Source organism: Streptomyces sp. HUAS CB01 (assembly GCF_030406905.1).
GTDB classification, from domain to species: Bacteria; Actinomycetota; Actinomycetes; order Streptomycetales; family Streptomycetaceae; genus Streptomyces; species Streptomyces chengbuensis.
Genome location: NZ_CP129137.1, coordinates 6,077,764 through 6,101,110 on the forward strand (window position 1 = coordinate 6,077,764; position 23,347 = coordinate 6,101,110).

The following is a 23,347-nucleotide window of genomic DNA, read 5'->3' on the forward strand; positions in this document are numbered from 1 at the left end:
TTCGTGTGAAACGCACTCCGTGGGCGGGCGAGGTCCAGCACCCCTCTCGATCATGGATATACGGCCATGGGTACGGAGGTACGCCGGTGAGCACACAGCAGCAGCCCCCGAGAAGCACCGGGGCGTTCCGGACCAAGACGGTCGAGCAGTCGATCCGGGACACGGAGGAACCGGAGCACGCGCTCAGGAAGTCGCTCTCCGCATGGGACCTGACCGTCTTCGGCGTCGGCGTCATCATCGGCACGGGCATCTTCGTGCTGACGGGCATCGCCGCCAAGGAGAACGCCGGGCCGGCCACGGCCCTGTCCTTCGTCGCCGCCGGTGTCGTCTGCGCCCTCGCGGCGCTCTGCTACGCCGAGTTCGCGTCCACCGTGCCGGTGGCCGGGTCGGCGTACACCTTCTCGTACGCCTCGATCGGCGAACTGCCCGCCTGGATCATCGGCTGGGACCTCGTCCTCGAGTTCGCCCTCGGTACGGCGGTGGTGGCGGTCGGCTGGTCCGGGTACGCGCGCCACCTGCTGGAGACCAACCTCGGCTGGGAGATGCCCGCCGCGCTCTCCGGACCCGACGCGGGAGGCCACTTCGACCTGCTGGCGTTCCTGCTGATCCTCGTGCTGACCGCGATCCTCGTCATCGGCATGAAGCTGTCGGCGCGGATCACCGCGATCGTCGTCGCGATCAAGGTCACCGTGGTGCTGCTGGTCATCGTCGCCGGCGCCTTCTTCATCAAGGCCGACAACTACACGCCGTTCATCCCCCCGGCCAAGCCGCAGGAGACGGGCGGCGGTCTCATGGCGCCCCTGGTGCAGGTGCTGTTCGGCTACGAGCCCACGAACTTCGGCGTCATGGGCATCTTCACCGCGGCCTCCATCGTCTTCTTCGCCTTCATCGGCTTCGACGTCGTCGCCACCGCCGCCGAGGAGACCAGGAACCCCCAGCGGGACATGCCGCGCGGCATCCTGGGCTCCCTCCTCGTCTGCACCGTGCTGTACGTGGCCGTGACCCTCGTCGTCACCGGTATGCAGAAGTACACGGAGATGTCGGCGACCGCTCCGCTCGCCGACGCCTTCAAGGCGGTCGACCAGCCCTTCTTCGCCGGTGCCATCAGCCTCGGCGCGGTCGTGGGACTGATCACCGTCTGCATGATCCTGCTGCTGGGCCAGACCCGGGTGTTCTTCGCGATGAGCCGCGACGGACTGCTGCCGCGCTTCTTCTCCGTCACCCACCCGAAGTTCCGGACGCCCCACCGGGCGACCATCGTGCTCGGCGTGGTGATCGCGGTGATCGCGGGCTTCACCAGCCTCGAGGCGCTCGCGGCCCTGGTGAACATCGGCACGCTCTTCGCCTTCGTCATCGTGGCCCTCGGCGTCATCATCCTCCGCAACACCCGGCCCGACCTGCACCGCGCCTTCCGGACGCCCTGGGTGCCGGTGCTGCCCATCGTGTCCATCCTGGCCTCGCTCTGGCTGATGCTGAACCTCCCGGCCGAGACCTGGCTGCGGTTCGCCGTATGGATGGCGATCGGCGTGGTCGTCTACTACCTCTACGGCCGCTCCCACAGCCGCCTCGCCAAGCTCGGCAAGAACGCCGAGCTCTAGCCGCGCACCGGACGCCCCCCGCCGGGGGTGCCGTCACGACCGCACACGGCCCCGTATGCCCGCCTCGACGGGACATACGGGGCCGACGTGTGTGCGCATGCCCGTCGGATCGCCGCCTTCACCGCCGTACCCCCTCCGCCGTGCGGCCGCCCCGCCGGGAGGCACCGGACGGCCGGGCGGCACCCCGCCCGGAGCAGCACCCACCCCCGCCGGCCCGCCACCGGGGTGCGGCACCGCGCCGGGCCTCCGGGTGCGGGCGCCGCCTGGGGGCGTGCACCCCGAGACGTACCGGCTCGCCGACCGGCCCCCGGCCGGTGAGGCGGCCGGGGGGCCGGGGTCAGCCGCGGTGGACCGCGCGCGGCCCCACGACGCGCGCCCCCAGGGCCTCGACCCGCTCCCGCAGCCCCCGGTCCGCGGTGACCACCACGGCGGACCGGCCGGCGTTCTCCCGGACCAGCTCCACGACGCGGTCGTCACCGCTCCCGGGCGCGGACTCCACGCGTACGCCCGGCACGGGCCCGACGCCCCTCGCCCGCCCCTCGACGACCAGCACCACCTCGACCGGACCGGGGTGCCCGGGGATGCCCTCCTCGGCGAGCGGGACCAGTGCGTCGCGGAGCCGCTCGGCCGCGCCCGCCCGGTCGCGCCACCAGCCGTCCGGTACCGAACCGACCACGTTCGCGCCATCGACGATCAGGAGAGGGACCATGGCGGAAGCGTGTCACAGAGCCGGTCCACGGGCGGGCGGACCGGTGTGTCGACGGGTGTTATCGTCACGTGAATCACACGTGAATCAAGCGCCTGCACGGCGCTCGGGGAAGGTGGGCAACGGGCCATGTCATTGCGGTCTGCGCGGGGGTCGAAGCGTCGGACGGGCACCCCGCCCGACACCGTGGGGGCCGAAGGCCGGCAGCGCCGGGCGGCCCGGGCCACGACCTCGCTGCCCGCCGACCCGTCGCTCCCGCCGACCACCGGCTGGCTGCTGCGCGGCAAGGACGGGCGGCTCTCCGCGTACACGCCGGCGGCCGACGGCGTGCTGCGCTGGACCGAGAAGCGGGCGGGCGGGCCCGAGTGGATCGGCCCCGAGCTGTTCCCCGCCCCCGGCATCCTTCCCTACCTGGCGATCGCCCAGGGCTCGGACGGCTATGTGCAGCTGGTCGCGCTGCGGCGGACCCCGGTGGCGGGCGGCGAGGTCGCCACGGACGTCGTCCAGGCCATCCAGTACCAGACCGGGCGCCCCATGCGGGACTGGTACGCCCTCGGCACCCCGTACGCCCAGGACCGCGCCCTCGCGGCCACCATAGGGCTCCCCGCGGCCGTCGTGGACGCGGAAGGGTCCCTCCACGTCTTCGTGCGCAACGCCGGCGGCGGTGTCTGCGGCCGCGCACAGGTGCCGAACGGCAAGTGGAACAAGTGGGCCGACCTCAAGGGCAGCGGGCTGCTCGGCCTGCCCGCCGCGTCGGTCACCGACCACGGGCTGATGGAGGTCCTCGCCCCGACGGAGGACGCCGTCCTGCGGTGGAACCAGGAGACCCAGGGCGTGAAGTTCCAGCGGGCCGACGACATCGCGTTCTCCGCCGCCGACGGCTCGGTCAGCTCCGAGCGCACCGGCCGCGAGCGGCTGACCCACTTCTGGCGCGACGCGGCCACGGGCGTCGTGCACGCCTGGCGCGAGGGCATGGCCGCGCCCGCGGCCCTCGGCGGCGAGGGCGGCACCGGGCCGGTCGCCGTGCTCCGCACGCCGGTCGACGGCCAGGACTGCACGATCCTCGCCCAGCGCGGCGCCGACGGCCGCCCGGCCCTCGCCGCGTACCCGACGGAGGAGGAGTCCGCCGGCCTCAACTGGACGCCCACGGGCGAGTCCTGCGTCGGCGCCCCCGCCCTCGCCATCGACGGCACCGGCCGTGTCGTGCTCGCCGCCCTCGCCGCCGACGGCTCCCTGCGCGTGACCCGGCAGAAGTCCGAGTCGGGCCTGGCGATGGAGGCGTGGACGCGGGTCTGAGCCCTCCGGCGCTCCCGGCCGGGCGGGCGCCGGGGACGCACACGACAGGAACGGGCCGTACGGGAGGATTCCCGTACGGCCCGTTCCTGTCGGCCTGTCAGGCCGTCACGCGGTGACCGGTCACGCGGGGACGCTCGCCACGCCCTGCGCCAGGAACCGCTTGCCGTTGACGCGCTCGCTGACGCCCTCGCGGTCCAGGTACGGCGTGATGCCGCCCAGGTGGAAGGGCCAGCCGGCGCCGGTGATCAGGCAGAGGTCGATGTCCTGCGCCTCGGCGACGACACCCTCCTCCAGCATCAGCCCGATCTCCTGCGCCACCGCGTCCAGGACGCGGGCGCGGACCTGCTCCTCCGTCAGGACGCTGTCGCCCTGCTTCAGCAGCGCGGCGACCTCCGGGTCCAGCTCCGGCTTCCCGGAGTCGTACACGTAGAAGCCGCGCTTGCCGGCCTCGACGACCGCCTTCAGGTTGGGGGAGACCGTGAAGCGCTCCGGGAAGGCGCGGTTCAGCGTCTCGGACACGTGCAGACCGATCGCCGGGCCGACCAGCTCCAGCAGCACCAGCGGCGACATCGGCAGACCGAGCGGCTCGATCGCCTTCTCGGCCGTGACGACCGGGGTGCCCTCGTCGATGACGTTCTGGATCTCGCCCATGAAGCGGGTCAGGATGCGGTTCACGACGAACGCCGGGGCGTCCTTGGTGAGCACCGCGGTCTTCTTCAGCTTCTTGGCGACGGCGAAGGCCGTGGCCAGGGAGGCGTCGTCGGTCTTCTCCCCGCGGACGATCTCCAGCAGCGGCAGCACCGCGACCGGGTTGAAGAAGTGGAAGCCGACCACGCGCTCCGGGTTCCGGAGCTTCGAGGCCATCTCCGACACCGACAGCGACGAGGTGTTGGTCGCGAGGATCGCGTGCGCCGGGGCGACCGCCTCGACCTCCGCGAACACCTTCTGCTTGACCGTCATCTCCTCGAACACGGCCTCGATGATGAAGTCCGCGTCCGCGAAGCCCTCGGCCTTGTCCAGGACACCGGTCACCAGCGCCTTGAGGCGGTTGGCCTTGTCCTGGTTGATGCGGCCCTTGCCCAGCAGCTTCTCGATCTCGGCGCGGACGTAGCCCACACCCTTGTCGACGCGCTCCTGGTCGATGTCGGTGAGGACCACCGGCACCTCCAGACGGCGCAGGAACAGCAGCGCCAGCTGAGAGGCCATCAGACCGGCGCCGACGACACCGACCTTGGTGACCGGGCGGGCCAGCGACTTGTCCGGGGCGCCCGCGGGGCGCTTGCCGCGCTTCTGCACCAGGTTGAAGGCGTAGATGCCGGAGCGCAGTTCACCGCCCATGATGAGGTCCGCCAGCGCGGTGTCCTCGGCGTCGAAGCCCTTCTGCAGGTCGCCGTCCTTGGCGGCCTCGATGATGTCGAGGGCCCGGTAGGCGGCCGGGGCCGCGCCGTGCACCTTGGAGTCGGCGATGAACCGGCCCCTGGCGACGGCCTGGTCCCAGGCCTCGCCGCGGTCGACCTCGGGGCGCTCCACCACGATCTCGCCCTTGAGGACGGACGCGGTCCAGATGAGCGACTGCTCCAGGAAGTCCGCGCCCTCGAAGATCGCGTCGGCGATGCCCAGCTCGTGCACCTGGACGCCCTTGAGCTGCTTGTTCTGGTTGAGCGAGTTCTCGATGATCACCGAGACCGCGCGGTCCGCCCCGATCAGGTTCGGCAGGATCGTGCAGCCGCCCCAGCCGGGGACCAGGCCGAGGAAGACCTCGGGCAGCGAGAAGGCCGGCAGGGCCTTGGAGACGGTGCGGTACGAGCAGTGCAGACCGACCTCGACACCGCCGCCCATGGCCGCGCCGTTGTAGTACGCGAACGTCGGCACGGCCAGCGAGGCCAGCCGCTTGAAGACGTCGTGGCCGCCCTTGCCGATGGCGAGCGCGTCCTCGTGGCGCTTCAGCAGCTCGACGCCCTTGAGGTCGGCGCCGACGGCGAAGATGAACGGCTTGCCGGTGATGCCGGCACCGACGACGGCGCCCTCGGACGCCTCCTTCTCGACCTGGTCGATCGCGGCGTTCAGGTTCGCGAGCGACTGCGGGCCGAACGTCGTCGGCTTGGTGTGGTCCAGGCCGTTGTCCAGCGTGATGAGGGCGAACCTGCCCGCGCCGCCGGGGAGGTCCAGGTGGCGTACGTGCGCCTGGGTGACGACCTCGTCCGGGAACAGCTCGGCCGCGCCCTTCAGGAGCTCAGCGGTGGTGGTCACTTGTCGCCTCCGGCGTCCTTGTGGTGCGGGTTCTCCCAGATGACGGTGGCGCCCATGCCGAAGCCGACGCACATCGTGGTGAGGCCGTAACGGACCTCCGGCTGCTCCTCGAACTGCCGCGCAAGCTGCGTCATCAGACGCACGCCGGAGGAGGCCAGCGGGTGGCCGAAGGCGATGGCGCCGCCGTACTGGTTCACCCGCGCGTCGTCGTCGGCGATGCCGTAGTGCTCGAGGAAGGCGAGCACCTGGACGGCGAAGGCCTCGTTGATCTCGAACAGGCCGATGTCGCCGATGGACAGGCCCGCCTGGGCGAGGGCCTTCTCCGTCGCCGGGATCGGGCCGTAGCCCATGACCTCGGGCTCGACGCCGGCGAAGGCGTACGACACCAGGCGCATCTTGACCGGGAGGTTGTTCTCCCGGGCGAAGTCCTCGGAGGCGATCAGCGAGGCGGTGGCGCCGTCGTTCAGGCCCGCGGCGTTACCGGCGGTGACGCGGCCGTGGACGCGGAACGGGGTCTTGAGGCCCTTGAGGTTGTCCAGCGTGGTGCCCGGGCGCATCGGCTCGTCGGCGGTGACCAGACCCCAGCCGGTCTCGCCCGCCTCGGAGTTGGTACGGCGCACCGACACCGGCACCAGGTCCTGCTGGATCTTGCCGTTGGCGTACGCCTTGGCGGCCTTCTCCTGCGAGCGCACGGCGTACTCGTCGGCGCGCTGCTTGGTGATCGTCGGGTAGCGGTCGTGGAGGTTCTCGGCCGTCATGCCCATGAAGAGGGCCGACTGGTCCACGAGCTTCTCCGACACGAAGCGCGGGTTCGGGTCCACGCCCTCGCCCATGGGGTGGCGGCCCATGTGCTCCACGCCACCCGCGATCGCGATGTCGTACGCGCCGAAGGCGACGGAGCCGGCGACCGAGGTCACGGCGGTCAGCGCGCCGGCGCACATGCGGTCGATGGAGTATCCGGGCACGGACTGCGGCAGACCCGCGAGGATGCCGGCGGTACGGCCGATCGTCAGACCCTGGTCGCCGATCTGCGTGGTCGCGGCGATGGCGACCTCGTCGATCTTCTTGGGGTCGAGGTCCGGGTTGCGGCGCAGCAGCTCCCGGATGGCCTTCACGACGAGATCGTCGGCACGGGTCTCGTGGTAGATGCCCTTCGGGCCCGCCTTGCCGAACGGGGTGCGGACGCCGTCGACGAAGACGACGTCCCTGACGGTACGAGGCACGATGGCTCTCCTCCAGGGTGCGGGGTGGCACTGCTGCGTGGCGCGCGGCTAAGCGTGCGCTTGCTGCCCTCATGCTACTTGCGGGTAACTGGGTTGCCCACCCCTCGTGGCGGGAGCGGCGAACGTCACACGCACGACCGGTGGCGCCGCGGCTTTCGCGCCGTGGCGCGGGACCGTCGGTCGTCGTGGCGTGGCCGTCGTGTGGTGTCCGTGTCGGCTTCGCGTGCGTGGGCGTGGGGTGGCCGTACTGGCGTGGCCGTGCCGCCTCGCGTGGTGGTCGCCGTGCGCCGTCGGAGGGCGCGTGCTGTGCGCGCCGGGTGCCGCAGTCGCGTCCGGCGCTGCCCGCGCTGCCCGCGCGGCGCCGCGCGGGTGGGCGCCTGCGCCTGCATCCGGGGGTTCCGTGCGGGGCGGGGCGGCGTGCCCGCGCCCGTGACGCCTCCGGACGTGCGGCGCCGGACGATGTCGCTCCGGCAGCGTCCGGTGCCACCGTGCGGTGCCACCGTGCGGTGCCACCGTGCGGTGCCACCGTTCGGCGCGCCACGGGGCCGCTCCGCGGCGCCCGGCGCCCGAGTACACGGAGTGCACGGGACGCTCCGGCGCACGTGGCGCTTTCGCGTGGGGCCGCGAGAAGGCCTTCCCGGGCGCCGGCCGCGACGTGTGGCGTCACCGGCCCCGGACCGACAGCCGGCCCGGTCCGCGCCGCCGTACGTCAGCGGCCCGGACCCACGCGGACGCGCCACGCGTCAGGGTGTCGCCTGGAGTGCCCTCGTCAGCAGCGGCGTCACCAGTTCGACCTGCCACGGCCGCGCTCCCAGCGCGGTCAGCGCCGACGCGACCCCCTCCGGGGTCGGTTCCGCCGGCGGCTCCCAGCACAGGCGCCGCACCGTGTCCGGCGTGATCAGGTTCTCCTGGGGCAGGTTCAGCTGCTCCGCCAGCGTGGACACCCCCGCCCTCGCCGCGGACAGCCGCGCCGCCGCGGCCGGGTCCTTGTCCGCCCAGGAGCGGGGCGGAGGCGGTCCGGTCACCTGCTGCCCCGGCTGCGGGAGCTCCGCCTCCGACAACGCCCGCGCCCGGTCCACCGCCGCCTGCCACTGCTCCAGCTGACGCCGTCCCATCCGGTGCCCGAAGCCGGGCAGGGCCGTCAGCGCGTGCACATTGAGCGGGAGCGCCAGCGCGGCCTCGATGATCGCCGCGTCGCCGAGCACCTTGCCGGGGGACACGTCGCGGCGCTGCGCCACCTTGTCGCGGGCCGTCCACAACTCCCGTACGACGGCCATCTGACGGCGGCGGCGCACCTTGTGCATGCCCGACGTGCGTCGCCAGGGGTCCTTGCGCGGCGGCGCGGGCGGGGCCGAGGCGATGGCGTCGAACTCCTGACGCGCCCACTCCAGCTTCCCCTGCCGGTCGAGCTCCTTCTCCAGCGCGTCCCGCAGGTCGACCAGCAGCTCCACGTCGAGCGCCGCGTACCGCAGCCATGGCTCGGGGAGCGGGCGGGTCGACCAGTCGACCGCCGAGTGCCCCTTCTCCAGGGCGTAGCCGAGTACCGACTCGACCATGGCGCCGAGTCCCACCCGGGGGAAGCCCGCGAGCCGCCCGGCGAGCTCGGTGTCGAAGAGCCGGGACGGCAGCATGCCTATTTCGCGCAGGCACGGAAGGTCCTGGGTGGCGGCGTGGAGGATCCACTCGGTGCCGGTGAGGGCGTCGCCGAGCGCGGAGAGGTCGGGGCAGCCGACCGGGTCGACGAGGGCCGTGCCCGCGCCCTGGCGGCGCAGCTGGACGAGGTACGCGCGCTGCCCGTAGCGGTAGCCGGACGCACGCTCGGCGTCGACGGCGACGGGACCGGTCCCGGCGGCGAACGCGGCGATCACGGACGCCAGCGACTCGGGCGTGGAGACCACCGGGGGGATGCCCTCCCGAGGCTCCAGCAGGGGGATCGGCGCCCCTTCGTCAGAGACGGCGTCGTCCGGGGGGCCGCCCCCGGTGGTGAGCAGGTCCGGCTCTGCTGCGGTCTCTTGGGCGTCGGTCACCTGTCAAGGGTATCCGTGAACGGCAAGCGCCCGTCGACGGAACGTTCCGTCGACGGGCACCGGTCCCGTGTAAAGGAGGCTCAGTGGATGATGCCGGTGCGCAGCGCCACAGCCACCATGCCGGCGCGGTCACCGGTGCCGAGCTTGCGGGCGATGCGGGCCAGGTGGCTCTTGACCGTCAGCGCGGACAGGCCCATCGAGACGCCGATCGCCTTGTTCGACTGGCCCTCCGCGACCAGCCGGAGCACCTCCACCTCGCGGCCCGAGAGCTCGCGGTAGCCGCCCGGGTGGCTCGGGGCGCCGGGGGGACGGCGGTGCAGCCGGGCGGCCGCGGCGCCGATCGGGGCGGCTCCGGGGCGGGTGGGGTGGCCGAGGTTGGTGCGCGTACCGGTCACGACGTAGCCCTTCACCCCGCCGGCCAGCGCGTTGCGGACCGCGCCGATGTCGTCGGCGGCGGAGAGGGCGAGGCCGTTGGGCCAGCCCGCGGCGCGGGTCTCGGACAGCAGGGTGAGCCCGCTGCCGTCGGGCAGGTGGACGTCGGCCACGCAGATGTCGCGCGGGTTGCCGACGCGGGGACGGGCCTCCGCGATGGACGACGCCTCGATGACATCGCGCACCCCGAGCGCCCACAGGTGGCGGGTGACGGTGGAGCGGACGCGCGGGTCGGCCACGACGACCATGGCCGTCGGCTTGTTCGGGCGGTAGGCGACCAGGCTTGCGGGCTGCTCGAGGAGAACGGACACCAGGCCTCCTGGGAAGGTGGGGGACGGAGCCGGCTCGGGGATGAAGCCGGGGCGAACCGTGCTTGATGGGTCACCACCTCTTCGGCAGCAAACCTGGTCGCCTTTAGAGAAAGATCACGATTTGGTGAGTAACAATTCCGGCAATTAGGACGCGTGATCGATCATGCTGTGACTCCGTCCGGACATCCCGGCGCCCTCTCCACGGTCCCGGTCCGCGGCCGGCACCGGCCGGCGCCGCCCCGGGCGAACGGCCCCGGAGACGCCCGAGGCGTCCGCCGCGCGTCGCCGCCGACCCGGCCGCTGCGGCTGCGTCCGCCACACCCGCGGCGCGTACCCCCACCCCGGTGGCCGGGCCCGTCCGGCACCCGACGTCCGGCCCCGGCTCCCGCTCGCACCGCGCCGGTTCGGTCTCCGGCACCCGACGTCCGGTCCCGGCTCCCGCTCGCACCGCGCCGGTTCGGTCTCCGGCACCCGACGTCCGGCCCCGGCTCCCGCTCGCACCGCGCCGGTTCGGCCTCCGCCGTCCGACGTGCCGCGCCGTCCGACGTGCCGCGCCGGTTGCGCCTCGCGTCGCCGCGCTCGCCTCGCCGCACTCCGCCTCGCCCGTTCCGGAGGCCCCGGCACGGTACCGGGCCCTTCCGCGTCCCCGTGCCCTCGGCGTCCTTCCGTGGCCCTCCGCGTCCTTCCGTCGTCCCCCGTGCCGCCGGACGCTACGGCGCGTGCGGGCCCCTGCGCTGCGGCAGCGTGACGACGCCCGCCGCCGTGCCTTCCGGGCCCGCGGGCGGCAGGCCCGCGATCTGGCAGAGCAGGTCGCACCAGGCCGCGAGGTGCGCCGCGGTGTCCGGGGCCCCGTCGCGGCCCTCACGGGGCGTCCAGGACGCCCGGATCTCGATCTGCGTCGCAGGTCGCCGGTCCGCGAGTCCTCCGAAGTAGTGAGACCCCGCCCGGGTGACGGTGCCGCTCGGCTCCCCGTACGAGAGGTTCCGCGCCTCCAGCGCGCCCGTCAGCCACGACCAGCACACCTCCGGCAGCAGCGGGTCGGCCGCCATCTCCGGTTCCAGTTCGGCGCGCACCAGCGTCACCAGGCGGAACGTGCCCTGCCACGCCTCGTGGCCCGCGGGGTCGTGCAGCAGGACGAGCCGGCCGTCCGCGAGGTCCTCGCCGTCGTCGACGACGGCCGCCTCCAGGGCGTACGCGTGCGGCGCGAGGCGCTGCGGCGGCCGTGCGGGGTCCACCTCGATCCCCGGCCGCAACCGTGCCCCGCACAGCGCGTCGACCGCGAGCCGGAACGCCCGCGGCACGGAGTTCCGCTCGGCGTCGTCCGTGCCCTCGGCGCCGTCGGATGGATCGGAGAACTGTCCCTGAGCCGCAGCCATGCGGGGAAGAGTAGGCGGAACGCGGGCCCGGCGCAGGGAGGGACACCCACCCGCGCACGCTCCTTGCCCGCACATGCGAAGATTCTGGGCGTGAGCGCCAACGACCTTCCCCCGGCTCGGAGCACCGCCCCCGCCGGGGACGCCCCGTCCGCGGGCCAGCAGCCGACGACCGACGCCCTCCGCGATTCCGCCTTCCTGAAGGCATGCCGGCGCGAACCCGTGCCGCACACGCCCGTGTGGTTCATGCGGCAGGCGGGGCGGTCGCTGCCCGAGTACCTGAAGGTGCGCGAGGGCGTCCCGATGCTGGAGTCGTGCATGCGGCCCGAGCTCGTCACCGAGATCACGCTGCAGCCGGTACGCCGCCACAAGGTGGACGCCGCGATCTACTTCAGCGACATCGTCGTGCCGCTCAAGGCCATCGGCATCGACCTCGACATCAAGCCCGGCGTCGGCCCCGTCGTCGCCGAGCCGATCCGCCGCCGCGAGGACCTCGCCCGGCTGCGCGACCTGACCCCCGAGGACGTCGCGTACGTCACCGAGGCGATCGGGATGCTCACCGGCGAGCTCGGCGCCACGCCGCTCATCGGTTTCGCCGGCGCCCCGTTCACCCTCGCCAGCTACCTCGTCGAGGGCGGGCCGTCCCGCAACCACGAGCACACCAAGGCGCTGATGTACGGCGACCCGCAGCTGTGGGCCGACCTGCTCGACCGGCTCGCCGAGATCACCGCGGCCTTCCTGAAGGTGCAGATCGAGGCCGGCGCCTCCGCCGTGCAGCTCTTCGACTCCTGGGTCGGCGCGCTGTCCCCCGCGGACTACCGCCGCTCGGTCATGCCCGCCTCCGCGAAGGTGTTCGCCGCGGTCGAGGGGTACGGCGTGCCGCGCATCCACTTCGGCGTCGGGACGGGCGAACTGCTCGGCCTGATGGGGGAGGCCGGCGCGGACGTCGTCGGCGTCGACTGGCGCGTACCGCTCGACGAGGCCGCCCGCAGGGTCGGGCCCGGCAAGGCGCTCCAGGGCAACCTGGACCCGGCGGTGCTGTTCTCCACCCGGGAGGCCGTCGAGGCCAAGACCCGCGAGGTCCTGGACGCGGCGCGGGGCCTGGAGGGCCATGTCTTCAACCTCGGCCACGGCGTCCTGCCCACCACCGACCCCGACGCCCTGACCCGCCTCGTGGAGTACGTCCACACCCGGACGGCGCGCTGACCCCAGCGCCCGGGCGGTGACGGCCACGGCCCCGCCCCGGCGGTGCCGGCGCCGTCACCCGGCGCCGCCCCCACGGGGCGTCAGCCCGCCTTCACCACCGCCGCCGTCGCCTTGCGCGCCGCCACCAGCACCGGGTCCCAGACGGGGGAGAAGGGCGGGGCGTAGCCCAGGTCCAGGGCCGTCATCCGCTCCACCGTCATACCGGCGGTGAGTGCGACGGCCGCGACGTCCACGCGCTTGCCCGCGCCCTCGCGTCCGACGATCTGGACGCCGAGGAGCCGGCCCGTACGCCGCTCGGCGAGCATCTTGACCGTCATCGGCGCAGCGTCCGGGTAGTAGCCCGCACGGCTGGTCGACTCGACCGTGACCGTCACGAAGCGCAGGCCCACCGCCAGGGCCTCCTTCTCCAGCAGGCCCGTGCGGGCGATCTCCAGGTCGCAGACCTTGCTCACCGCGGTGCCCACCACCCCGGGGAAGGTGGCGTAGCCGCCGCCGACGCCCGCGCCGATGATCTGGCCGTGCTTGTTGGCGTGGGTCCCGAGGGGGATGTGCCGCTCGCGGCCCGAGACCAGGTCGAGGACCTCGACGCAGTCGCCGCCCGCCCAGACGTCGTCGTACCCGCGCACGCGCATCGACAGATCGGTGAGCAGCCCGCCGTGCGTCCCGAGCGGGAGACCCGCCGCGCGTGCCAGCGCCGTCTCGGGCTCGACGCCGATGCCGAGCACCACCACGTCGGCAGGGAACTCCCCGTCCTCCGTGGCGACCGCGCGGACCCGGCCGTCCGGGCCCGTGAGGATCTTGGTGACCTCCGCGTCGTTCACCGTGGTGATCCCCAGGCCGTCCATCGCCTCGTGCACCAGGCGGCCCATGTCCGGATCCAGCGTCGCCATGGGCTGCCGGCCCCGGTTGACGACGGTGACCTCGAAGCCGCGCTTCAGCAGCGCCTCGGCCATCTCCACGCCGATGTAGCCCGCGCCCACCACCACGGCGCGACGGCCCTCCAGCCCCGCCAGCGTGTCCAGCAGCGCCTGTCCGTCGTCGAGGGTCTGCACTCCGTGCACGCCCCGCGCGTCGATCCCGGGCAGCCGCGGCCGCACGGGCCGCGCGCCGGTCGCGATGACGAGCTTGTCGTAGGCCGTCCACGACTCCGAGCCCGACTCCAGGTCCCGGGCCCGTACGCGCCGCCCCGGGACGTCGAGCTCGACGACCTCCGTGCGCGTGCGCAGGTCGATGCCGCGCTTCCGGTGCTCCTGCGGCGTGCGTGCGACGAGCGCGTCGCGGCGACCCACGTCGCCGCCGACCCAGTACGGGATGCCGCACGCCGAGTACGACGCGAAGTGGGACCGCTCGAAGGCGACGATCTCCAGCTCCCCGGGAGCCCTGAGCCTGCGCGCCTGCGACGCGGCGGACATCCCCGCCGCGTCGCCGCCGATGACCACCATGCGTTCCATACGGAACACGCTACGGGGGGCCGACCGTTCAGTCCTGCCCGGGGGCGGGCGCCGGTGCCGGTGCAGGGTCGGCACCGGACCGCCGGGCCGCCGGCCGCTCCCGCAGCGGCCGGACCAGCCACCGCCACACCACGTACAGCACCGCGAGCGCGGCACCGAACGGGAACACCGCGGCCACCACCACCCCGATCCACCGCGCGGTCGTCACCAGCGCGTTCCAGCCGCCCGACAGCGCGTCCACGAAGCCCGGGTCGTCCTCCTCCCGCGGCCCTTCCCGCTTCTCGGGCTCCGACAGCCGCAGCGTGATCGTCGCCATCGTCGTCCGGTCCTTCAGCGACGCCTGGCGGGACAGCAGGGACTCCAGCTCGGCCTGACGCCTGCTCAGCTCGCCCTCCAGCGTGACCACGTCGGAGAGCTTCGTCGCCCGGTCCATCAACGCCCGCACCCGCGCCACGCTCGCCCGCTGCGTCGCGACCCTGCTCTCCACGTCGACGACCTGATCGGTGACGTCCTTGGCGTCCGCCTTGCGGGACAGCAGCTTCCCGGTGCCCGCGAGGCGGGCCAGGACCGACGCGTACTGGTCCTGCGGCACCCGCAGCACCACCGTGGACTCGACATGGGTCCTGTCGACCCGCTCCGTGGACTCGTTGGCGACGTGCCCCCCGGAGCCCTCGACGACGGCACGGACCTCCGCGAGCGTGCGGGTGGCGTCCTTCACCTGCACGGCCACCTCGGCCGTCCTGATGATGTGGGTGGCTGCCGGCAGCTGCCGGCCGGGCGAGGCCGGCGCACCGGCCTTCGGACCCGCCGCTCCGGCCGCGGCCTCCGGCGCGCCGCCCTTCGCCGCTTCGTCCACGGCGGCCCGGTCGGCGCTCGCGGACTTGCTGTCGGAGGCGCCGCAGCCGGCGAGTGCGAGTGAGGCCAGGAGAAGTACCGCCGTGAGTTTGTGCCGTGCACGCATATCGGTCCCCCCAAGGGATGCGGTGTATCGGTGCCGGTTCGACGTGCGACCGCGGAACGGGGTTGCTTCGTCCCGATTCCGAAGCGGTCACGGTAGGGACTCGTTACGGCACGGTTCACGGCGGGCGGTTCACGGCGGGGCACGGCTCACGGCGGCCGGCTCACGGCGGGGCACGGTTCACGGCGGGCGGTCCGCGGCGGGGCACGGCTCACGGCGGGCGGTCCGCGGCCACGGCCCCCCGGCACGCGGTACGGGCAGGGGACGCGACGGCGAGCGCCACGGGCGCACGGGGGACAGGATCGGCACGGGCAGGGCGCGGGACGGCTCGCGACGGTCGGGACGGCACGGGCAGGGCACCGGACGGGTCGGGACGGCACGGGCAGGGCGCGGGACCGTCCCCCCACCGACGCCCGTCACCGGCCCGCCAGGGCGACCGAGCCGATGCCGTCCGGCCCTGGGCGGTTTGAGAGAGTGGAGGCATGCTGCCCACGTCCGAGCACCCCCACGCCCGCACCGGCCGCGTCGTCGTCATCGGCGGCGGGATCGCCGGCCTCGCGGCGGCGCACCGGCTGGCCGTGTCCGGCGTACGGGTCACCCTGCTGGAGGCCACCGACCGGCTCGGCGGCAAACTCCGGTCCGGCGAGATCGCCGGAGCCCCCGTCGACCTGGGCGCCGAGTCGATGCTCGCCCGCAGGCCCGAGGCGGTCGCCCTCGCGCGCGCCGTCGGGCTCGGCGACCGGCTGCAGGCACCCGCCACCACCACCGCCTCCGTATGGACCCGCGACGCCCTGCGGCCCATGCCCCAGGGCCATGTGATGGGCGTCCCCGGCAACCCCGGGGCCCTGTCGGGACTGCTGTCCGCCGAGGGCGTCGCCAGGATCGGCCGGGAGCGCGAACTGCCCCCCGCCGAACTGGGGGAGGACGTCGCCGTCGGCGGGTTCGTCGCCGAACGCCTCGGCCGCGAGGTCGTCGACCGGCTCGTCGAGCCCCTGCTCGGCGGCGTGTACGCGGGCGACGCCTACCGCATCTCCATGCGGGCCGCCGTCCCCGCCCTCTTCGACGCGGCCAGGGCCGCCGGCGGCAGCCTGCTGGACGGTGTCCGCGAGGTGCAGCGCCGGGCCGCCGAGCGCCAGGAGACCGGCCCCGTGTTCATGGGCATCGACGGCGGCATCGGCACCCTCCCGCCCGCCGTCGCCGACGCCGTCCGGGCCGCCGGCGGCGAGGTGCTCACGGGGACGCCCGTCCTGGGCCTGACCCGCGGCACCGACGGCTGGCGGATCCGCACCGACGAGCGGGAGCTCACCGCGGACGGCATCGTCCTCGCCACCCCCGCCTGGTCGGCCTCCGCGCTGCTCGCCGACGCGGCACCCGCCGCCTCCGCCGAACTCGCCGGCGTCGAGTACGCGTCCATGGCCCTCGTCACCCTCGCGTTCCGCAGTGCCGACACGGACGCGCTGCCCGCCGGCTCCGGTTTCCTCGTACCCCCGGTCGACGGCCGCACGATCAAGGCGTCCACGTTCTCCGCCCGGAAGTGGGCCTGGGTCGCCGACGGCGCCCCCGGGCTGTTCCTGCTGCGCACGTCCGTCGGCCGCTACGGCGAGGAGGAACAGCTCGACCGGGAGGACGACGACCTCGTCGCCGTCTCCCTGAAGGACCTCGCCGAGGCCACCGGACTCTCCGCGCGTCCCGTCGCCACCGAGGTCACCCGATGGATCGGCGGACTCCCGCAGTACCCCGTCGGGCACCTCGGCCGGGTCGCCCGCATCCGGGACGCCGTGGCCGCACTGCCCGGGCTGCGTATCTGCGGTGCGGCGTACGACGGCGTGGGCATCCCCGCCTGCATCGGCAGCGGACAGCGCGCGGCCGACGAGATCATCGCCACGGCCCCCCTGGTGCAGGGCACTGTCCGTGACGGGCGAGAATAGCCCTATGAGTGCGCCCGAAAAGATCCCGAACGCCGGTAAGAAGGCGAAGGACCTCAACGAGGTCATCCGCTACACCCTGTGGTCCGTCTTCAAGCTGCGGGACGTGCTGCCGCAGGACGCGGACCGCGCCGGGTACGCAGGCGAGGTCCAGGAACTGTTCGACCAGCTCGCGGCCAAGGACGTCACCGTCCGTGGCACGTACGACCTGTCCGGTCTGCGCGCCGACGCCGACCTGATGATCTGGTGGCACGCCGAGACCGCGGACCAGCTCCAGGAGGCGTACAACCTCTTCCGCCGCACCCGCCTCGGCCGTGCGCTGGAGCCGGTCTGGTCGAACATGGCGCTGCACCGCCCCGCCGAGTTCAACAAGTCGCACATCCCGGCCTTCCTCGCCGACGAGACGCCGCGCAACTACGTCTCGGTCTACCCGTTCGTGCGCTCGTACGACTGGTACCTGCTGCCCGACGAGGACCGCCGCCGCATGCTGGCCGACCACGGCAAGATGGCCCGCGGATACCCGGACGTGCGCGCCAACACGGTCGCCTCCTTCTCCCTCGGCGACTACGAGTGGCTGCTCGCCTTCGAGGCCGACGAGCTGTACCGGATCGTCGACCTCATGCGGCATCTCCGTGCCTCCGAGGCCCGGATGCACGTCCGCGAGGAGGTTCCCTTCTTCACCGGGCGCCGCAAGAGCGTCGCGGACTTGGTGGCCGGTCTGGCCTGACGGCCGCGAACGACCTGGAGGCGGGCCCCCGCACGGGCGGCCCGCCTCCCTTTGACCCGGAAGATCAGACAGCCGGCGGCAGCACGCGCTCGACCGCCCGCTGGTCCAGCGACACCGGGTCCGGCTGCGGGTGCGGCGCGCACGAAGCGCGCCGCACCGGCGTCCTGCCGGTGAGCAGGTACTCCTCCATGTGTCTGTTGACGCAGGTGTTGTCGCCGCCCGAGATGCCGTGCGTCCCCGCACCCCGCTCCGTGACCAGCACCGAACCCGCGAGGCGCTCCTGCAGCCTCAGCGCACCCGCGTACGGCGTGGCCGCGTCCCGCTCGGCCGCGAGGATCAGCAGCGGCGGCACGTCGCCCGGCCCCGTGCGCACGTCGACCGGCCGCTGCCGCGGCGGCTGCCAGTACGCGCACGGCAGGTTCATCCAGACGTTCGCCCAGGTCTCGAACGGCGCCCGCCGGGCAAGCGCCGTGTTGTCCCGGTCCCACACCGCCCAGTCGACCGGCCACGGCGCGTCGTTGCACTGCACGGCCGTGTAGACGGCGTTGCCGTTCTCCTCCTCCGCGGCCGCCGCGGCGCGGGGCCCGGCCTGCTTGACGAGCTGCCGCGGATCGCCCCTCAGATACGCCGACAGCGCGAGGGCGCGGCGCGGCCAGTACAAGTCGTTGTAGATGGCCCGGGTGAACGCCGACTGCAGCTGGCCCGGGCCGACCGTACCGTCCGCCGGTTCCCTCGCGAGCAGGCCGCGGGCGCGGTCGTAACTGCCCTGCACCTGCTCGGGTGTTGTACCGAGGCCGTACGTGGCGTGGTGCCGGGCGACCCAGGCGCGGAAGTCCGCCCACCTGCTCTCGAACGCGAGCGACTGCTCCAGGTTGCTGCGGTACCAGACCTTCGCCGGGTCCGGGTCGACGGGGGAGTCGAGCACCATGCGCCGCACGCGCTCGGGGAACATCATCGCGTACAGGGCGCCCAGGTAGGTGCCGTAGGAGGCGCCCAGGAAGGTGAGCTGCCGCTCGCCGAGCGCCGCCCGCAGCACTTCCAGATCACGGACGTTGTTGAGGGAGTGGTAGTGCCGCAGCGCGGGGCCGGCGTTGCGGGCGCAGCCGCGCGCGTACGCCCGCGCCCGCGCGATGCCCTCCCGCTTCTCCGCGGCCGAGGGATGGACGGGGGCGGCGGTGGGGCCCTTGGTGAACGCCACCGGGTGCTCGCAGGAGATCGGCGCGGACCGGCCCACACCGCGCGGCGCGTAGCCCACCATGTCGTACGCCTCCGCGATGCGTTTCCACTCGGGCTCCTTGGCGAGCGCGGGGAAGTACATGCCGGAACCGCCGGGGCCACCGGGGTTGTACAGGAGGGCGCCCTGGCGCGCCGCCGGCCCGCCCGTCGCCTTCACCCGGCTTACCGCGAGACCGATCTGCCGGCCCCAGGGGTCGGCGTAGTCGAGAGGGACCCGGACCGCGGCGCACTCGACGGTCGGCGGCAGTTCCTCCTCCGCGGGGCAGGCGCCGAACGTGACTCCGGCGGCCACGGCACGGGCGGCGGCCACGACGGTGCCGCGGTCCTCCGGGGTGCCGTACGGGGACGGGGAGGTGCTCGCGGCGGGGGCCGCCGCGAGGGCCGACAGGATCAGGGAGCCGGATGCTCCGTACAGGGCTGCTGCTCTCATCGCGTTCCCTTCGCACCACCGGTCGTGGCTCGAAGGTCACCAGAACACCGGACTTTGTAAAGGATCTTGTTCGGGTGTCGCGCCCAATGACCCTTTTGCGGCACGCGTAATGTTTCACACGTCAGGCGTCACACGTCCGTTGTCCGTCGTCGGTGCCGGGTGCCGGGCGGCCGGTGCCGTGCTCAGGCGTGCCGGGCCGGCCGCCGTCGGTGGTCGAGCGCGGCGTGCAGCGCGGGGACGCCTACCGGCACGTCTCGTGGACGAGCATCACGTACGGGGACCGGTCCGCACAGCTCCAGGAGATCCGTGCCGTCGACCGGGAGCGTCAGGGCCGCTGCTCGTTCTCCGTGTCACTCGAGCGAAGTTCGCATGCACGGCGTGCGCCTTCGCGGCCGACGCAGTCCACGTTGGCGCGACGAACGTTCCCAACAGGACCGGGCTGGTCCGCTGCGACGCCGCCCAGCCACGACCGCAGGAGACCCCGCGCGTCTACCCGTGGGTGGAGCCACGATGCGGACCAGTGGACCGGTGCGTCCGGTGCCACGTGCTGTCGTGCCGCGGCCCCCGCAGGAGCGGCCGTCAGGTCGAACCGCCTCCACCGCAGCCGGACCCTCCGCCGCAGCTCGACCCACCGCCCGAACCGCCCCCGCAACTCGAGCCACCGCCGGACGATCCGCCGCAGCCGGAGCTGCAACCACCGGCCGAGCCGCAGGAACTGCCACCGGCCCCGCCGCAGCCTCCGCCGCCCGCACCGCCCGAGTCACCGGTCGAGGCCGCGCACCACACGGCGAGGGGGACGTACGCAGCGGTGTCGGCCGTACCGCTGTGGCCGCCACCGGCACGGGTACCGGTGCGGGAGGGCCGCCCCCGGCCGGCGGTGCGCACCAGCCGGGCCGCCGCGATCAACTGCTCCTGGAGCACGGGGTCGGGCACGGCGCGCAGTCCGCCGAACGTCACCAGATGGCCGGCGTCGGTGCGGTGGACGTGCGCGGCCCGGTAGTCCGCCGCCGCACGGTGTCCGGCCGCGGTGACCCGGCTGCGGGCCCGGGACGAGCAGACCGCCGCGACGACCACGCCCGCGAAGCACGCGGGAAGGACCTTGACGACGAACGGGAAGGGCATGTCGGCGAAGCCCTCGTGGAACGCGTACTGCATGAAGGTGGCGACGAAGGAGACCGGCAGCAGCACCAGCGACAGCACGACCTGCCGGGTCGCCCACTTCCTCCAGCGCCGGACGTCGCCGGGTGCGACCATCAGTCCCCGCGCCGCGAGTCCGTCGCCGATCTCCTGTACGGCGGGATTGCGCATCACCGCGAGCCGGAGTTGGTCCAGGGCGCCGCTCGGCGCACGGGTCAGCTCGTCCAGGATCGCGCGTTCGACGTGGTCGCGGGCGACGGGCTGACGGACGGCGACGATGCCCGGCCCTCCGACCATCAGCCGCCCGTCCGTCACCATCGCGGTCAGCGCGGCGTCGACGGCCCTGGCCGGCCCGCCGTTGAGGAACGCGGCCTCCGTGAGGTCGTGCACCGGACCACCGGGGCCGTGCCCGCGCCGCGCCCGTGCCAACCCTTTGACCAGCACGGCCGAGGAGACGCCCACGGCGAGGTACGCGGCGACGGCGAGTACGTTCATCAGCATCCGGGTTCACCCCCTGACGAGCGCGGCACGGGCCGCGCGGACGAAGCGGGTGGCGCGGCGCGGTGGGCGGGGCGCCGCCCGGTCCTGCCACCAGTGGGTGAGCCGCCGGCGTGCGACCGGGTCCTCCGGCCGCCCCGCGACGAGCAGGTGCTCGGCGAAGTCCAGCGCGTCCCGGCGGTAACCGTCCTGCATCGGGCGGGACTTGGCGTAGTCGAGGTACGCGGGCCGGTAGCCGGCGCCGAGGATCTCCGGCAGCTCGGGCGCCACCTTGGCGACCACGTCGGCCCGCTTGGCGGCCAGTGCCCGGATCTGCACCCTCAGGCGCCGGGCGTCGAAACCCTCCGGCGCGGGCGTCCCCGCGACCAGTGCGGACAGCAACGCGGCCTGGGCGAGCCCGAGCCGCTGGCGCGCGGGCAGCTCGGGGCCCTGGCCCGGTGCCGAGGGGGCTGCGGGGGACGGGGCGGCGGGCGCCGGCACGGCAGGGCGCGCCGACTCGTGTGCCGTCGCAGGCGCAGGCGCAGGCGCAGGCGCAGGCGCAGGCGCCGAGACCGTTGCCGTCGCCGAGACTGTCGCCGCCTCGGACACCGTCACCGCCTCGGACACCGTCCCGTTCCCGGGCGTCGCGGGCGCCACGTCTGCCTCGCGCACCACGTCCGTACCCGTTCCCCGGGTGCCCCGCGCCTGAGCAGCGGGCGTTCGCCGCACGGGGGCGGCGACGGTCGCGCGGATCGTCTCCAGTTCCGCCGCCAGCTCCTCCTCGGGCGGGAAGTCGTCGTCGCGCTCCAGCAGCACGCCGGGCGGATCGGTGCGCGAGCGCAGCTCGGCGAGGATGTCGAGCACCGCCCGCGGCACGGGGTGGGCGTGGGTGTCGTGCCAGACGCCGTCCCGCTCCAGACCGCCGGCGACATGGACGTACGCGATCGCCTCGACGGGCAGTTCGTCGAGGGCCCTGACCGGGTCCTCGCCGCGGTTGACGTGGTTGGTGTGCAGATTGGCGACGTCGATCAGCAGCCGCACCCCGGTGCGCTCGACGAGCTCCGCCAGGAACTGGCCCTCCGTCATCTCCTCGCCGGGCCAGGAGATCAGGGCGGCGATGTTCTCCAGGGCGAGCGGCACCGGCAGACTGTCCTGGGCGATGCGGACGTTCTCGCAGAGGACGTCCAGCGCGTCCCGGGTGCGCGGTACGGGAAGCAGGTGCCCGGCCTCGAGCCCGGGCGAGGCGGTGAGGGCGCCGCCGGCGCGGACGAACGCGATGTGCTCGGTGACGAGCGGCGCCCCCAGGGCCTCGACGCGTCCGGCCAGATCGGCCAGCCGGCGCGCGTCCGGCCGTTCCGCCCCGCCGAGCCCGAGTGAGACGCCGTGCGGGACGACCGTGACGCCCCGCTCCCTCAGCCGCCCGATCGAGTCGGGAAGATGGCCGGGGCAGACGTTCTCCGCGACGACCTCGACCCAGTCGAGACCGGGGAGCCGCTCCACGGCAGCGGCGATCTCCGGGCGCCAGCCGATACCGGTTCCGAGCCTGTCGAGCTGCTTCATGGGTCCCCCTCCTCTGCGTGTGCAGGGGTCATGGCCCCGTGGGACCCTGCCCAATCCAGAGGAGGGGACGTTCAGAGCTTCATTTGAGGTTCCGGCCCCTGGTGCGGGACCCGGTGCCTGCTGCCGGGGCCGCACTGCGGGTGCCGCCCGCCGGGGCGGCCACGGTTCCCGGCGCCGACGCCGGACGCGCGGAAGCCGGGTTCCCGGGCCACCCGGCCCCGGAACCCGGCTCGGTCACGGCGTCAGTTGCTCGCCCCCGGGGCCGGGCGGTTGGTGTTGATCGCCGTCGGCGGCCCGGGCTGGGTGGAGGGACGCGAGGTGGTCTCGGACTGGCCCGACGGCACGGCCGGGGTCGGTGCCGGCGGCAGGTTGCCGTCCGGGGGCGGCGGGCCGGTGGGGCTGGCCGTGGCACCGCCGGCGGCCTCGTTGGCGATCGCGTCGAAGTCGACCATGCCGGTGTTCTCCAGCATCGTGATGTGGTCGAGCACGGTCTGGTTCGCGTCGCTCGCGAGCTGACGTATCAGGGTGTTGCGCGTGGTGTGCCGGACCTGGGCCACCAGGGAGAACACCTTCCCGTGCGCGTTGCGCAGCAGGTTCGCGAACTTGTACTCGTACTCGCGGCCGCTCGCCGCCGACAGCTCTCTCAGCCAGCCCTGCTGCTGCTCGTTGGGCTGGTTCGGCAGCTCCACGCCGAGCTTCGCGGCCACGTCGCGCGCGCGCACGTCGAGGTCGGTGTGGCCGACGACGAGGTGGTCGCCCGCGTCCTTGATCGCCTGGGTCGGGGCGCGCTCGATCGCCTGCTGACCGGCGGGCAGCTCCCACAGGCCGGCCAGCCGCACCTTCACCAGGAAGTCGCGGTCGGTGGCCGACAGCGGACCCCACTGCGTCGCCACGGACGAGGCGTTCAGATTGGCCTGGCCTGTTCCGGACCGGTCGGCGTAGGACCATACGGGGAAAGCGAGTGCGCCCACTGTGGCGACCAGAGCCGCGATGATGAGAGCTGTCCCGTTGACGCGACGCAGCA

The 23,347-nt window shown here is 73.8% G+C and carries 17 protein-coding genes; 5 read left to right on the forward strand and 12 right to left on the reverse strand.

Annotated elements, in window-relative coordinates; translation table 11 throughout:
• Nucleotides 1-86: 86 nt before the first annotated feature.
• Nucleotides 87-1,598: an amino acid permease gene (locus QRN89_RS26770; RefSeq protein ID WP_290351932.1), complete on the forward strand. Its 1,512-nt coding sequence runs from the start codon at nucleotides 87-89 to the stop codon at nucleotides 1,596-1,598.
• 337 nt (nucleotides 1,599-1,935) lie between these two features.
• Here QRN89_RS26770 and QRN89_RS26775 read toward each other — a convergent pair whose 3' ends face one another.
• Complete coding sequence (locus tag QRN89_RS26775; RefSeq protein WP_290351933.1) at nucleotides 1,936-2,307, reverse strand: NTP pyrophosphohydrolase; 372 nt, start codon at nucleotides 2,305-2,307, stop codon at nucleotides 1,936-1,938.
• 183 nt (nucleotides 2,308-2,490) lie between these two features.
• Here QRN89_RS26775 and QRN89_RS26780 point away from each other — a divergent pair, with 183 nt between their 5' ends.
• Complete coding sequence (locus QRN89_RS26780; RefSeq protein WP_290353870.1) at nucleotides 2,491-3,600, forward strand: DUF8189 domain-containing protein; 1,110 nt, start codon at nucleotides 2,491-2,493, stop codon at nucleotides 3,598-3,600.
• Nucleotides 3,601-3,720: 120 nt separating this feature from the next.
• Here the strand turns inward: QRN89_RS26780 and QRN89_RS26785 are convergent, their stop codons facing one another.
• From QRN89_RS26785 to QRN89_RS26805, 5 genes are all read right to left on the reverse strand, one after another.
• Complete coding sequence (locus QRN89_RS26785) at nucleotides 3,721-5,850, reverse strand: 3-hydroxyacyl-CoA dehydrogenase NAD-binding domain-containing protein (RefSeq protein ID WP_290351935.1); 2,130 nt, start codon at nucleotides 5,848-5,850, stop codon at nucleotides 3,721-3,723.
• Nucleotides 5,847-7,073, reverse strand: coding sequence for a thiolase family protein (locus tag QRN89_RS26790; RefSeq protein ID WP_290351936.1), 1,227 nt, complete (start codon nucleotides 7,071-7,073; stop codon nucleotides 5,847-5,849). Before QRN89_RS26790 ends, QRN89_RS26785 begins: the two co-directional genes overlap by 4 nt.
• A gap of 743 nt (nucleotides 7,074-7,816) precedes the next feature.
• Complete coding sequence (locus tag QRN89_RS26795; protein ID WP_290351937.1) at nucleotides 7,817-9,100, reverse strand: ribonuclease D; 1,284 nt, start codon at nucleotides 9,098-9,100, stop codon at nucleotides 7,817-7,819.
• An 80-nt stretch (nucleotides 9,101-9,180) separates the two neighbouring features.
• Nucleotides 9,181-9,843 (reverse strand): helix-turn-helix transcriptional regulator, encoded by a 663-nt coding sequence (locus tag QRN89_RS26800; protein ID WP_093651875.1) that lies wholly within the window; start codon nucleotides 9,841-9,843, stop codon nucleotides 9,181-9,183.
• A gap of 710 nt (nucleotides 9,844-10,553) precedes the next feature.
• On the reverse strand, nucleotides 10,554-11,219 hold the full coding sequence (locus tag QRN89_RS26805; protein WP_290351938.1) for a DUF3000 domain-containing protein: 666 nt from the start codon (nucleotides 11,217-11,219) through the stop codon (nucleotides 10,554-10,556).
• A 90-nt stretch (nucleotides 11,220-11,309) separates the two neighbouring features.
• Here QRN89_RS26805 and hemE point away from each other — a divergent pair, with 90 nt between their 5' ends.
• The gene (gene hemE / locus QRN89_RS26810) at nucleotides 11,310-12,422 is read left to right on the forward strand and encodes a uroporphyrinogen decarboxylase (protein ID WP_290351939.1); all 1,113 of its coding nucleotides are present in this window, start codon (nucleotides 11,310-11,312) and stop codon (nucleotides 12,420-12,422) included.
• An 80-nt stretch (nucleotides 12,423-12,502) separates the two neighbouring features.
• Here the strand turns inward: hemE and QRN89_RS26815 are convergent, their stop codons facing one another.
• Entirely contained in the window at nucleotides 12,503-13,873 is a 1,371-nt protein-coding gene (locus QRN89_RS26815) for an FAD-dependent oxidoreductase (protein ID WP_290351940.1), read from the reverse strand.
• 28 nt (nucleotides 13,874-13,901) lie between these two features.
• On the reverse strand, nucleotides 13,902-14,834 hold the full coding sequence (locus tag QRN89_RS26820) for a DUF4349 domain-containing protein (RefSeq protein ID WP_290351942.1): 933 nt from the start codon (nucleotides 14,832-14,834) through the stop codon (nucleotides 13,902-13,904).
• A 479-nt stretch (nucleotides 14,835-15,313) separates the two neighbouring features.
• Here QRN89_RS26820 and hemG point away from each other — a divergent pair, with 479 nt between their 5' ends.
• Nucleotides 15,314-16,759, forward strand: a complete 1,446-nt coding sequence (hemG, locus tag QRN89_RS26825) for a protoporphyrinogen oxidase (protein WP_290351945.1) — start codon at nucleotides 15,314-15,316, stop codon at nucleotides 16,757-16,759.
• Between the two features lie 4 nt (nucleotides 16,760-16,763).
• Nucleotides 16,764-17,483, forward strand: a complete 720-nt coding sequence (gene hemQ / locus QRN89_RS26830; RefSeq protein WP_093651881.1) for a hydrogen peroxide-dependent heme synthase — start codon at nucleotides 16,764-16,766, stop codon at nucleotides 17,481-17,483.
• Between the two features lie 64 nt (nucleotides 17,484-17,547).
• On the opposite strand, the gene QRN89_RS26835 is transcribed toward hemQ, so the two are convergent.
• The 4 genes from QRN89_RS26835 to QRN89_RS26855 form a co-directional block, all read right to left on the reverse strand.
• Nucleotides 17,548-19,149 carry an alpha/beta hydrolase gene (locus QRN89_RS26835; protein ID WP_290351948.1) on the reverse strand — a complete coding sequence of 534 codons (1,602 nt, stop codon included), beginning with the start codon at nucleotides 19,147-19,149 and terminating at the stop codon, nucleotides 17,548-17,550.
• A gap of 579 nt (nucleotides 19,150-19,728) precedes the next feature.
• Complete coding sequence (locus tag QRN89_RS26845; RefSeq protein WP_290351949.1) at nucleotides 19,729-20,787, reverse strand: TIGR04222 domain-containing membrane protein; 1,059 nt, start codon at nucleotides 20,785-20,787, stop codon at nucleotides 19,729-19,731.
• A 6-nt stretch (nucleotides 20,788-20,793) separates the two neighbouring features.
• The gene (locus QRN89_RS26850) at nucleotides 20,794-22,323 is read right to left on the reverse strand and encodes an MbnB/TglH/ChrH family RiPP precursor modification enzyme (RefSeq protein ID WP_290351950.1); all 1,530 of its coding nucleotides are present in this window, start codon (nucleotides 22,321-22,323) and stop codon (nucleotides 20,794-20,796) included.
• A 242-nt stretch (nucleotides 22,324-22,565) separates the two neighbouring features.
• Nucleotides 22,566-23,345: a DUF4142 domain-containing protein gene (locus tag QRN89_RS26855; RefSeq protein WP_290353871.1), complete on the reverse strand. Its 780-nt coding sequence runs from the start codon at nucleotides 23,343-23,345 to the stop codon at nucleotides 22,566-22,568.
• Between the last annotated feature and the right edge of the window lie 2 nt (nucleotides 23,346-23,347).